The organism is Micromonospora sp. NPDC049257, from assembly GCF_040678915.1.
GTDB lineage: Bacteria > Actinomycetota > Actinomycetes > Mycobacteriales > Micromonosporaceae > Micromonospora > Micromonospora antibiotica.
Map to the genome: position 1 here is coordinate 49,555 of NZ_JBFAQU010000007.1, position 12,147 is coordinate 61,701.

The 12,147-nt window shown below is 74.2% G+C and carries 10 protein-coding genes; 4 read left to right on the forward strand and 6 right to left on the reverse strand.

Going from position 1 to position 12,147, the window contains the following annotated elements; translation table 11 throughout:
- Positions 1 to 102 precede the first annotated feature (102 nt).
- The 3 genes from AB0K25_RS13340 (at position 103) to AB0K25_RS13350 (ending at position 4,100) form a co-directional block, all read left to right on the forward strand.
- A complete protein-coding gene (locus AB0K25_RS13340) occupies positions 103 to 2,823 on the forward strand; it encodes an ABC transporter permease (RefSeq protein WP_363820268.1) in 2,721 nt (906 codons plus the stop codon).
- A 69-nt stretch (positions 2,824 to 2,892) separates the two neighbouring features.
- A complete protein-coding gene (locus tag AB0K25_RS13345) occupies positions 2,893 to 3,372 on the forward strand; it encodes a nitroreductase family deazaflavin-dependent oxidoreductase (RefSeq protein WP_208569299.1) in 480 nt (159 codons plus the stop codon).
- On the forward strand, positions 3,369 to 4,100 hold the full coding sequence (locus tag AB0K25_RS13350; RefSeq protein ID WP_308291054.1) for a nucleotidyltransferase domain-containing protein: 732 nt from the start codon (positions 3,369 to 3,371) through the stop codon (positions 4,098 to 4,100). Before AB0K25_RS13345 ends, AB0K25_RS13350 begins: the two co-directional genes overlap by 4 nt.
- A gap of 86 nt (positions 4,101 to 4,186) precedes the next feature.
- Here the strand turns inward: AB0K25_RS13350 and AB0K25_RS13355 are convergent, their stop codons facing one another.
- Positions 4,187 to 4,903, reverse strand: coding sequence for a VIT1/CCC1 transporter family protein (locus AB0K25_RS13355; RefSeq protein ID WP_208569298.1), 717 nt, complete (start codon positions 4,901 to 4,903; stop codon positions 4,187 to 4,189).
- Positions 4,900 to 5,757, reverse strand: coding sequence for a type I methionyl aminopeptidase (map, locus tag AB0K25_RS13360; protein WP_219468448.1), 858 nt, complete (start codon positions 5,755 to 5,757; stop codon positions 4,900 to 4,902). Before map ends, AB0K25_RS13355 begins: the two co-directional genes overlap by 4 nt.
- A 92-nt stretch (positions 5,758 to 5,849) precedes the next feature.
- Here map and AB0K25_RS13365 point away from each other — a divergent pair, with 92 nt between their 5' ends.
- Entirely contained in the window at positions 5,850 to 6,164 is a 315-nt protein-coding gene (locus AB0K25_RS13365; RefSeq protein ID WP_219468445.1) for an STAS domain-containing protein, read from the forward strand.
- 22 nt (positions 6,165 to 6,186) lie between these two features.
- Here AB0K25_RS13365 and AB0K25_RS13370 read toward each other — a convergent pair whose 3' ends face one another.
- The 4 genes from AB0K25_RS13370 to AB0K25_RS13385 form a co-directional block, all read right to left on the reverse strand.
- Positions 6,187 to 9,861 carry a SpoIIE family protein phosphatase gene (locus AB0K25_RS13370; RefSeq protein ID WP_219468443.1) on the reverse strand — a complete coding sequence of 1,225 codons (3,675 nt, stop codon included), beginning with the start codon at positions 9,859 to 9,861 and terminating at the stop codon, positions 6,187 to 6,189.
- Between the two features lie 174 nt (positions 9,862 to 10,035).
- A complete protein-coding gene (locus AB0K25_RS13375; RefSeq protein WP_219468441.1) occupies positions 10,036 to 10,587 on the reverse strand; it encodes a pyridoxamine 5'-phosphate oxidase family protein in 552 nt (183 codons plus the stop codon).
- 60 nt (positions 10,588 to 10,647) lie between these two features.
- Positions 10,648 to 11,382 (reverse strand): gamma-glutamyl-gamma-aminobutyrate hydrolase family protein, encoded by a 735-nt coding sequence (locus tag AB0K25_RS13380; protein WP_363820272.1) that lies wholly within the window; start codon positions 11,380 to 11,382, stop codon positions 10,648 to 10,650.
- Positions 11,379 to 12,146, reverse strand: a complete 768-nt coding sequence (locus tag AB0K25_RS13385; RefSeq protein WP_219468438.1) for a 3-oxoacyl-ACP reductase — start codon at positions 12,144 to 12,146, stop codon at positions 11,379 to 11,381. Before AB0K25_RS13385 ends, AB0K25_RS13380 begins: the two co-directional genes overlap by 4 nt.
- Between the last annotated feature and the right edge of the window lies 1 nt (position 12,147).

A 12,147-nucleotide genomic window follows, 5' to 3' on the forward strand; every position in this document is an offset into this window, starting at 1 on the left:
CGGCCCGCTCACCCCGAGAACCCGGCTCACCCCGACGACCCGGCCCGGCCGGCAGGAGCCGGCAGAGCGACCCGGCCGGCCCACCCCGACGCGGGGGGCCCGGTGGGACTGCCCGGTCGGCTCGCCGGGACGCTCGGGTCCTGGCGGGCCGCGCTGCGGATCGCCCGGCGGGAGGCCTGGCGGGCACGGGGGCGCACCGCGCTGGTGCTGACGATGATCGCGCTGCCGGTACTGGTGCTGAGCTTCGTCGCGGTCACCTACGACATGGCCGAGCTCACCCCGGAGGAGAGTTTCGTCCAGCGGGTCGGTGCCGCCGACGTCGAGCTGCACTGGGTGGCGGAGAACCCGCTCCACCAGGACTCCCGGGGGGACACGAACTGGGCCCGCACGGGTGACCTGGTGGCCCGGGAACGGCCGGTGGGTCGGGCGGAGGTCGAGGCGCTCCTGCCGGCCGGCAGCCGGGCCAGCCGGGTCACCTGGTGGGTGCCGTTCGAGGTGCGGATCGGCGACCGGACCAGGACCATCGACGGGCGGGCGTTGGACCTGACGGACCCGCTGGCCCGCTCGATGGTGCGCCTGCGGTCCGGGCGGGTCCCCACCGCACCCGACGAGGTCGCGGTCAGCGCGCAGGCCGCCGCCCGGATGGGCGTACGGGTGGGCGGGTCGGTCGACGCGGCCGACGGCACCCGCCGGTGGCGGGTGGTCGGTGTGGTGGAGTTTCCCGACCAGCTCGGGGAGATCGCCGCCCTGACGCCGACCGGGTCGTCCCGGGACGGGCGGAGCTACGACGAGAGCTGGCTGGTCGACCTTCCCGGCCCGTTGGACGCCGCGCTGGTGGACCGGCTCAACGCGCACGGCATCCTGGTCAGCGCCCGGGACCCGGTGCCGGGTGCCCGGTCCCCCGACGGGTCGACGCTCAACCTGCCCGATCCGGTGCTGGCGAGCAACACGGTGTTGGTCGGCGGTCTCGGTCTGCTGGAGGTCGTCCTGCTGGTCGGCCCGGCCTTCGCGGTGGGGGTCCGGCGGCGGCGGCGGGACCTGGCGCTGGTCGCGGTGGCCGGCGGTGACCCGGTGCACCTGCGGCGGATCGTGCTCGCCGACGGGGTGGTCCTCGGTGGGCTCGGGGCGGCGTGCGGGCTGCTGCTCGGGGTCACCGCCGCGCTCGCCGGTCGGTCGCTGGTCGAGGAGCACCTGCTGGGGGCGCGCAGCGGGGGCTACCGGGTCTTCCCGGCGGCGCTCGTCGCGATCGCGGCGGTCGCGGTGCTGGCCGGGGTGTTGGCCGCGCTCGCCCCGGCGCTGGCCGCGGCCCGGCAGGACGTGGCGGCCGGGTTGGCCGGTCGCCGGACCGCACCCCCGCACCGCCGCCGCTGGCTGCTCCTCGGGGTGGCGCTGACCGCGCTGGGCAGCGGGGCCGCCGCGCTGGGTGCCGCGAGGGGCGACAGCCCGGTGATCCTCGCCGGGTTGGTCCTGGGTGAGCTGGGCCTGGTCTTCTGCACGCCCGCACTGATCGGTCTGCTGGCCCGGCTCGGTCCGCTGCTGCCGCCCGCGCCCCGTATCGCGCTGCGCGACGCCAGCCGCAACCGCTCGTCGGCCGCTCCGGCCATCTCCGCGGTGATGGCCGCCGTCGCCGGCAGCGTCGCCCTGGGCGTCTACGTGGCCAGCAACGACGCCCGCGACCGGGCCGACTGGCAACCGGGGATGCCGCCGGGCCAGGTGTTGCTGCTGCGCGCCGACCGGGACGGCACCGGCCCGCTGCCCCCGTTACCGCTGATCACCGAGCGGGTCCGGGCCGAGCTGGGCACCGACGCGGTGCTGCCGGTGGCGGTGCCCAGCTGCGTCGACCCGCAACGCCCGGAGGACTACTGCACGGTCACGGCGGTGCTGCCCGGGGACCGGGCCTGCCCGTACGACGCGGAGTCCTACGGTACGGCCGAGGTCCGCCGTGCGGCGCTGGCCGACCCGCGCTGCGTCCCGCCGGTCCGTATCGTCAGCGGCTTCTACCTGCCCGCCATGGTGGACGACGGCGCCGTCCTGGGGGTGCTCAGCGGTGCGCCGGCGGCCGAGGTGGCGGCGGCGGCCGTCGTGCTGCACGCCGGTGGCGTGGTGGTGACCGATCCCCGTTACCTGGTCGACGGTCAGGTGACGGTCCGGGTCGAACGGTGGGTCGGCGACTCCCGCCCGTCGGTGGCGACCAGCGTCACCCTCCCCGGTCACCTGCTGCGCGACGGGCTGCCGGTCGACCGGATGGTGCTCTCCCCCGCCGCCGCCGCCCGGGTCGGCCTGCGCACGGAGCCGGCCGGTTTCGCCGTCGACACCCGGACCACGCCGACCACCGCACAGCTCGACCGGGTGGTCACCGCCCTGCGGCCGTTGCTGCCGGTGTCGGTGATGACCGAACAGGGTCCGCCCCGCTCGCAGCAGCGGCCGGTGCTGCTGTTGCTGGCCGCCGGTGCCGGGATGATCACCCTGGGCGCGGCCGGGGTGGCAACCGGTCTCGCCGCGGCGGAGGGCCGCCGGGACCTGTCCACGCTCGCCGCGGTGGGGGCCAGTCCCCGGGTACGCCGGGTGCTGTCTCTCTGCCAGGCCGGGGTGATCGCCGTGGTCGGCTCGGTGCTCGGCATCGCGGCCGGGCTGGGCTCCGCCCTGATCATCCTGACCTCGATGAACCGCCAGTACGCACAGACCTGGCCGGCCCAGTCGCCGTACCCGGTGGTGGTGCCCTGGCAGACCCTCGGTGTGCTGGTGGTGGTGCCGCTGGTGGCGATGCTCGGTGCCGGTCTGTTGACCCGGTCCCGCCTCGCGGTCGAACGCCGGTTGGACTGAGCGGCCCGCCGGGAGCCGGTGGCCGGGTCGGTGGGTGCGGACACCGCGTCGACCAGGCAGACTGTCCGGGTGCCCGTCATCGGAACCCTCACCCGCCGGCTCGGTCACCACGAGTGGTTCGGTGCCACCATGCGCCTACTGGTCCCCGTCGACCGGATGGTCGGGCGGCTCACCCGGGGTCGGGTGGTGGCGCTGGGCCTGGTCCCTTCGCTGATCATCACGACCACCGGGCACCGCTCCGGCCTGCCGCGCAGCAACCCCCTGCTGTATGTGCCGGACGGCGAGGGGTTCGTGGTGATCGGCTCCAACTGGGGCCAGCCGCGCCAGCCGGGCTGGGTGCTCAACCTGCGTGCCCGGCCCCGGGCGGAGGTGGCCGTCAAGGGTCGTCGGCTCACCGTGCGGGCCGATCTGGCCACCGGGGCCGAGCGGGAGCGGCTCTGGCAGTTGCTGGTCACCGAGTGGCCGGCGTACCGCACGTACGTGCAGCGGGCCGGTGGCCGGGAGATCCACATCTTCCGGCTGGTCCCGACCGGTGCCGACCTGCCGTGACCGGGCCGGAGCCGGCGACCGGGGTGGACCTGGACGATCCGCGCTGGCAGGTCGCCGGGCGGACGGCCGACGCGGCGCGGCGACGTTTCCCGGCGGACGTCCTCGCGGTGGCCGTGCACGGGCCGTTGGCGCACGGCGACGACGACGGCGGTGGGGACGCCGAGGTCGGGCTGCTGCTGGTCACCTACCGGGTGGGCGGTGGGCCGCCGACGTCGACCCGACGGATCGACGGGGTGCTGGTCGAGTTGACCGTCACCGACGCCGACGAGCACCTGCGGCGGGCCCGGACGCTGACCCCGGCCTGGCCGCTGACCGCCGACCGCTACGTCACCACCGTCGCGCTGTACGACCCGACCGGCTGGCTGCGCACCCTGCGCGACGAGCACCTGGGCCGGTTGGCGCGGGCCCGGCCGGCGGAGTTCAGCACCGCCGCGCGGGACGCCTGGTTCCGGGGTTGGGCGGCGCACGCCCGGGCGGCCCGGCTCGCCGAGTGGTACGAGACCGATCAGGCGCTGGTGATGCTGGGCGAGGCCCGGTTGGCGGCGGCCACGGTCAGCGGCCTGCTCGGCCGCACCTACTTCCGGGACCCGGGTGACGCGGTGCGGCGTACCGGGTTGGCCGGCGCGGACATGACCGAGGTGGGTCGGGTGCTCACCGGGCAGGCCGAGGAGTTGGCCGCCCGGGGCCGCCCGGTCGACGGCACGGTGGACGACCTGCTCACCCGCTGAGCCGGGCACCGGGCACCGGGCACCGGGCCGGGCACCGGCGGATCAACGGGTCGGCCACGACGAGCGACCCTGCCGGCGGCGACGGTCTAGCCGAGACCGCCCTGGACCCCGATGAGCATCCCGATCAGGTAGGTCGCGCCGGCCGCCGCCGCACCCAGCAGCAGCTGCCGCAGCCCACCCGCCCACCAAGGGCGGTGGGTGAACCGGGCCACGACCGCACCGGCCACGAAGAGCCCCACCCCGCCGACGGCGAGCGCCAACGCGAGGCTGGTGGAGCCGAGCAGGTAGCTCAGCAGCGGGATCAGCGCGCCGACGGAGAAGCAGAGGAACGACGAGATCGCCGCCGCCCAGGGGCTGGGTTGTTCGTCGGGGTCGACGCCCAACTCCTCCCGGACGTGCACCCGCAGCGCCTCCTCCGGGTTGCGGCGTACCGCCTCGGCGACCTGGTTCGCCAGGTCGCGGGGCAGGCCCCGGGCCACCCAGGCGTCGGACAGCTCGCGGGCCTCCGCCTCCGGGTGGCGTTCCAGCTCGCGGCGCTCCTTGGCCACCTCGGCGGCGACCTGTTCGTTGGCCGAGCGGACGCTGGTGTATTCGCCCAGGCCCATCGAGATGGCGCCGGCGACCAGGCCGGCGGTGCCGGTGAGCACGATGCTGTGCGCGGAGACGCCGCCGCCGCCGACGCCGGCGATCAGCGCGATGTTGGTGACCAGCCCGTCCATCGCACCGAAGACGGCAGGCCGCAGCCACCCGCCGGACACGTCCGCGTGGTGGGCCTCCCGCAGGGCGGCCGGGGTGTCGGTCACGGCAGGGTGAGGATCTCGTGACCGTCGTCGGTGACGACGATGGTGTGTTCGAACTGGGCCGTCCACTTCCGGTCCTTGGTGACGACAGTCCACCCGTCGTCCCACATGTCGTACTGGTAGGTGCCGAGGGTGATCATCGGCTCGACGGTGAAGGTCATCCCCGGCTCCATGATGTCGGTGGGCCGGGGGCTGTCGTAGTGCGGCACGTAGAGGCCGCTGTGGAACGCCTCGCCGATGCCGTGGCCGGTGAAGTCGCGCACCACCCCGTAGCCGAACCGCTTGGCGTACGACTCGATGACCCGGCCGATCACGTTGATCTGCCGGCCGGGGCGGACCGCCCGGATGCCCCGCATCATCGCCTCGTGGGTGCGTTCGACAAGCAGCCGGGCCTCCTCGCTGACCTCGCCGACGCAGAAGGTGGCGTCGGTGTCGCCGTGCACCCCGTCGAGGTAGGCGGTGACGTCGACGTTGACGATGTCGCCGTCGGCGAGCACGGTGGAGTCGGGGATGCCGTGGCAGATGACCTCGTTGACACTGGTGCAGCAGGACTTGGGGAAGCCCTTGTAGCCCAGCGTCGAGGGGTAGGCGTCGTGGTCGACGAGGAACTCGTGCACCACCCGGTCGATCTCGTCGGTGGTCACCCCCGGCTTGCAGTGTTCACCGGCGAGCTGGGTGGCCTGCGCCGCCAACCGGCCGGCGACCCGCATCTTCTCGATGGTCTGCGGGGTCTGCACGTGCGAGCCGCGCCACTGCCGGGGTTGCTTCTTGCCCACGTACTCCGGTCGGGCGATGTGGCCAGGGACCGCTCGCCAGGGGGAGAGCGTGCCTGGGGTGAGCGGGGCACGAACGGTCATGACGACAGCCTATCTCCGGGCGGTCGGCGGGCCGTGGCGTGGCCGGCCCGTCGGTTGTTGCCGTGCCCACCGGGCTGTGCCATTGTGGCTTCGTGGATCTAGGGGGCGTATCTCCCGTTTTCTCCGCGAGCGCGGAGCTGGCAGGTGACCACGTCCACGTCACGGTGACCGGTGAGGTCGACATGGCCACCGCCGACACGATGGTGCAGACCGCGCTGCGGGAGCCGGCCCGGCAGGTCACCCTGGATCTGCGCGCGGTGACCTTCTTCGACTCCGCCGCCATCCACGCGGTGGTCCAGCTCGCCCGCCGGTTTCCCGGTGCCCTGACGGTGTTCCCGTCCCGGCAGGTCAACCGGGTGTTGGAGATCTCCGGCCTCGGCGACCAGGAGTGGCTGCGCCCGGTCTGACCCGGGGCCGCGCCGGGCCGGCTCAGTCGGCCAGCCGGCGGCGCAGCGACACCTCGGTCCCCTCCGCGGTACGACGTACCGTCAGCTCGCCCAGCGCCTCGATCAACGCGAGGCCCCGGCCCCGGAACCCGGCCCCTGTCGACTCGCGCCAGCGACCGCTGTCCCGCACCGTCGCCACCACCGTGTGGTCGACGATCGACACCTCGACCCCGATCGTCGGCTCCACCGGCGCGACCGGGTGCTCGATGGCGTTGGCGGCGGCCTCGGAGACGGCGACGATCAGGTCGAACAGGTCGTTCTCCCCCACGCCGTGCGCCACCAGGAAGTCCTCCAGCCGCTTGCGCAGCACGCTGAGCCGGGTCGGGTCGGCGGGCAGCCGCAGGGTGAAGCGGTTCAGCTCGGCGGCCTCCAGCGCCAGCACCGCCACGTCGTCGTGCCGGTTGCGCCCGTCGACCCGTTGCACCACCGCGTCCACCAGGTCGGTGACGTGCTCACCGCCGGTGCCGGCGTCCGCCCGCAGCTGGGCCAGCGCCGCGTCGATGCCGGCCTGCCGGTCCTCGATCAGCCCGTCGGTATAGAGCAACAGCCGACCGCCGGGGGCGAGTTCACCCTCGACGGTGCGGAAGTCGGTGCCGGCGATCGCACCGATCGGCGGCCCCAGGGCCCGCTCGTGCAGAAATGCCACGTCGTCTCCTCGGATCAGCAGGGGGGACGGATGACCGGCGCTGGCGTACCGCAGCCGGCCGGTGCGGGGAGAGAAGGAGAGGCAGAACACGGTGGCGAACGACTGCCGTTCGGTCGAGCCGACCAGCCGGTTGAGCCGGGTCAACGACTGCCCCGGGTCGTAGCCCTCCAGCAGGTACGCCCGCAGGCCGTTGCGCAGCTGACCCATCGCCGCGGCGGCCCCGACCCCCTTGCCGACCACGTCGCCGATGACCAGCACCACCTCGTCGTCGCCGATGCCGATCACGTCGTACCAGTCACCGCCGACCTCGACGTCGGTGCTGCCGGGCAGGTAGCGGCTGGCCACCACGGCTCCGGGCAGTTGGGGCAGCGAGCGGGGCAGCAGGCTGTGCTGCAGGGTGGTGGCGATCCGGTGTTCGGCCTCGTAGAGCTGGGCGTTCTCCAGTCGTACCCCGACCAGCCGGGCCAGTTCCGCGACGGCCGCCTGGTCGGTGCCGTCGCCCTCGCGACGCCAGACCCGCAGCTCGCCGAGCTGCCCACCGGTGGTGCCGGTCAACGGCAGCACCTGGGACGGCTGGTCGGGCGCGGTGCCGCCGCCGTCGGCCTCGTGCCGCGCGCCGGTGACCGTGGTGACCGACACCCGGGCCGCCTCCGCCAGGCGCAGGGCGTGCCGGGCGGCGACCTGGACCACCTCGGCGGTCGACTTCGCGGTGTTGACCGCCACGGCGGCGTCGGCGAGCGCCCGCAGCCGGCGGATGATCTGCCCCCGCAGCTGACCCAGCTGGACGTTGGCCCGGACCCGGGCGATCAGCTCCGCCCCGGAGAACGGCTTGGTGAGGTAGTCGTCGGCCCCGACCGACAGGCCGGCGACCGCTTCGGCGGACCCGGCCCGCGCGGAGAGCAGCACGATCGGCACGTGCCGGGTGCGCGGGTCGGCCCGCAACGCGGTGACCAGGCCGAAACCGTCCAGCCGGGGCATCATCACGTCGGTGAGCACCAGGTCGAACGGGCTCCCGGTGGCTTCCTGGAGGGCCACCACGCCGTCCGGTACGGCCACCACCTCGTACTCGGGGCTGAGCAGCCGGGTGACGTGTTCGCGCAGGTCGGCGTTGTCGTCGGCGAGCAGGACCCGGCCCGCCCGGCCCGGGTCGCCGGTGACCGGGGCGGACCGCCCGTCGCCGGCCGGGTCGGACCCGTCGGTCCACAGGGCGGTCTCCGCGACGTAGAGCGACGCCTGTGACGACTCGGTGGTGGGCAGCGGCGCGGCGGAGGCGACCCGGTCGGGCGGCAGGTGCGCCGAACCGAACGGGACGGTCACGGTGAAGGTGGTGCCGTGGTCGACCCGGCTGGTGGCGGCCACCGCGCCGCCGTGCATGTCGACCAGTTCACGCACCAGGGCCAGGCCGATCCCGGTGCCCTCGTGGGTACGCGAGCGCACCCCCGGCACCCGGTGGAACCGCTCGAAGACGTGCGGGACCTCCCCGGCGGCGATGCCGACCCCGGTGTCGGTCACCTCCAGCCGCGCCGCGCCGGCGACGGCGACCACCCGGACCCGGATCTCGCCGTCGAAGGTGAACTTCAGCGCGTTGGAGAGCAGGTTGAAGACGATCTTTTCCCACATGTCACGGTCCAGGAAGACCGGCGCGGGCAGCGGCGGGCAGTCGACCACGAGCCGCAGCCCGGCCCGCTGGGTCGCGGAGCGGAAGGTGCTGGCCAGCCGGGAGGTGTATTCGGCGAGGTCGGTGGGCTGGTAGTGGGCGGCCAGCCGGCCGGACTCCAGCCGGGAGAAGTCGAGCACCGTGTTGACCAGCTTGAGCAGGCGCAGCGCGTTGCGGTGCATGACGGTCAGCCGGTCGAGGTGCGCCGTGGGCAGCGTCGGATCGGCCAGCATGTCCTCCAGCGGGCCGAGGACCAGGGTCAGCGGGGTACGGAACTCGTGGCTGACGTTGGCGAAGAAGTTGGTCTTGGCGCGGTCCAGCGCGGCCAGTTCGGCGGCGCGCGCCCGCTCCTGCTCGTACGCCCGCTGCTGGCCGACCACCCGGGACACCTGCGCGGCGATCAGGCCGACGAAGTCGCGGTACTCGTCGTTGCACGGCAGGCGGGAGCTACGGCCGACGACCAGTGCCCCGGCGGGCTCGCTGGTGGCCGTCAGCGGCAGCACCAGGGCCCGGTCGGAGACGCCGTCCGGTACCGCGCCGAACAGGTCGGCCACCTCGATCTCGGTGCCGGCCCCACCGGCGGCGACCCGGGACAGCACCGTCGGCAACTCGGCCGGCACCTGGTCCGGGTCGACGCCGCTGACCCCGGCCGGTACCGGCCGACCGGTCTCGTCGGTGAGATAGATCAGGGCGAACGGGACGTCGGCCCGGTGCCCGTCGAGCACGGCGGCGGTGGCCTGCCCCAGCTCGGTCATGCTGCTCGCCGCGCCGAGCCGGGAGCCGAGTTCGGCCAGGGCCCGCAGCCGGCGTTCCCCGATGACCCGCCCGGTGGTCTCGTTGACGAAGCAGAAGACACCGTTGACGCTGCCGTCGTCGTCCCGGATCGGGTCGTAGGAGATGTCGAAGTAGACCTGCTCGACGAAGCCGTGCCGGTCGAGCAGGAACGGGTGGTTCTCCCCCCGGTAGGACTCGCCGGTGCGGCGTACCCCGTCGAGCAGGGGGCCGAGCACGTCCCAGGTCTCCGCCCAGTGCTCCCGGGCCGGCCGGCCGAGCGCCTGCGGGTGCTTGACGCCGATGGTGGGCCGGTAGGTGTCGTTGTAGAAGGCCAGCTGGTCGGGGCCCCAGAACAGCACGATCTGGGCCCGCGAGGAGAGCATCATGCCGATGGCGTGGCTCAGCGCCGCCGGCCAGGTGTCCGGAGGGCCGATCGGGTTGTCCGCCCAGTCGTGCCCGCGCAGCCGGCGACCCATCTCGCCGCCCGCCGTGAACGCCCCGGCCAGCCAGGGCGGGAGTGTGCGGTCGGCGGACAGGGCGGACAGCCCTCGTCCGTCCTCGCCCCCACGGGCCGAGCTCATCCGCGCCCCCTGCTTCGGCCGGTCGTGCCCCCCAGAACGCCTCGGCTGACGCCGGTCGCGTCCGTCTTCTACCCCGACGGATCAGGAACGTAACGCACGGGTTCGGACGGACGCTGGTAACTCTCGCCTCATCCTGCCGTCATCTGCCCGACAGCGCACGGTGAGGGGGTGGGCTCAGAAGACCGGGAGTCCGTCGATGCTGGCTGCGTTCTTGGTCGCGCGGTAGGTGACCAGATCCTCGGTGGTCCGTCGGGAGTGTGACGTGAGCAACAGGTCGCGGTCGCCGCGATAGTCCATCAGGGGCACCGCGTAGCCGCAGGAGTCGCTGACCCGTTGCACCGTGACCCCGATCACCGCGCGGACGGCGTGCACGTCGGGCGGCTCGGGGAAGTCGGCCAGCCGGGCCGCGAAGTCGGGGTCGGTGACCGGGGTGGCGACGCCCCGCCCGTGCAGTCGGACGATCTTCGGTGGGCCGTCGAAGGCGCAGAACATCAGCGTGATCCGGCCGTTTTCCCGCAGGTGGGCGATCGTCTCCGCGCCGCTGCCGTGGTAGTCGAGCCAGGCCACCCGGTGCGGGCCGAGCACGACGAAGGTGCCCCGCATGCCCTTGGGGGAGAGGTTGACGTGCCCGTCACCGCCGGTGGGCGCGGTGGCGACGAAGAACATCGGCTGCGCCTCGACGAACTCCCGCAGTCGCCCGTCCAGCGCCGGATATACGGTCCCCATGCTGCCATCCTCCCGCCGCCGACCGCATTTCGAGACAGATTTCCCACCTGGCAGGAAGCGTCAGCGGTCCCGGGCCGCCCTCACCAGGGCGGTAACCGGGCGCGGGTCGTCGTCGTTCTCCGGATGCCACTGCACCCCGAGCAGAAACCGTCGCGCCGGGTCCTCCACCGCCTCCACCACCTCGTCGTCGGCCCAGCCGGTGACCGTGAGCCGCCCCGGATCGGCCACCGCCTGGTGGTGGTACGAGTTGACCCGGTCCACCCCGGCCAGCACCGACGCCGTCCGGGTCCCCGACGCGAACCGCACCGGATGCGCCCCGTACACCCCCGGGGCGGGGCGGTGCCGGTCGTGACCCACCACGTCCGGCAGGTGCTGGTGCAACGACCCGCCGTACGCGACGGCCAGCAACTGCATGCCCCGGCACACCCCCAGCACCGGCAGATCCACGGCGAGGGCGGCAGCCAGCAGGGCCGACTCCCCGGCGTCCCGGTCGGGCCGGGGCTCGGTACGCGGGTCCACCGGCTGGCCGTAGCGCTGCGGGCCGACGTCCGCGCCGCCGGCCAGCAGCAACCCGTCGAGCACGTCCACCACGTCGGCGTCCAGCTCGTCCGGGGGCAGCACCACGGCCCGACCCCCGGCGGCGGTCACCGAGCGGACGTACGCCTGCGGGACCAGCGACGCCGGGACGTCCCGCCAGACGGCCCAGCTCGCCGGCTCGACGTACCCGGTGATGCCGATCAGCGGACGCGCCCCGCGGCCGGACGGCCCGGCGCCGCCACCCGCCGGCCCGCTCACAGCGGGGTGACGTACGCGCCGGTGATGCCGCCGTCGACCACGAACTGCGCGGCGGTCATGAACGACGCGTCGTCGCTGGCCAGGAACGCCACCGCGGCGGCGATCTCCTCCGGTGCGCCGAACCGGCCCATCGGCACGTGCACCAGCCGACGGGCGGCCCGCTCCGGGTCGGCGGCGAACAGCTCCATCAGCAGCGGGGTCGCGACCGGGCCGGGGCAGAGCGCGTTGACCCGGATGCCCTCCCGGGCGAACTGCACGCCCAGCTCCCGGGTCATCGCCAGCACCCCGCCCTTGCTCGCGGTGTACGCGATCTGCGAGGTGGCCGCCCCCATCAGCGCCACGAACGAGGCGGTGTTGATGATCGAGCCCTTGCCCTGCCGGCGCATGTGCGCAATCGCGTACTTGCAGCACAGGTAGACGCTCGTGGTGTTGACCCGCAGCACCCGTTCCCAGGCGTCCAGGCCGGTGTCGAGGATGGAGTCGTCGTCGGGCGGGGAGATGCCGGCGTTGTTGAACGCCACGTCGAGGCGGCCGTGCCGCTGCACGACCCCGTCGAAGAGGTCCCGCACGGCCGCCTCGTCGGCGACGTCGGTGTGCACGTACTCGCCGCCGACCTCCTCGGCGGCCCGCCCGCCGGCCTCGTCGTCGATGTCGACGCAGACCACCCGGGCCCCCTCGGCGGCGAACCGCCGCACGGTGGCCAACCCGATCCCGCTGCCCGCCCCGGTCACCACGGCGACCCGGTCCTGTAGCCGACCCTGCACG

Coding starts and splice junctions, on each gene's coding strand:
- AB0K25_RS13375 (WP_219468441.1), bottom strand. CDS start 10,587: ATGGGGACCGTATATCCGGCGCTGGACGGGCGACTGCGGGAGTTCGTC.
- AB0K25_RS13370 (WP_219468443.1), bottom strand. CDS start 9,861: ATGAGCTCGGCCCGTGGGGGCGAGGACGGACGAGGGCTGTCCGCCCTG.
- map (WP_219468448.1), bottom strand. CDS start 5,757: ATGACCGTTCGTGCCCCGCTCACCCCAGGCACGCTCTCCCCCTGGCGA.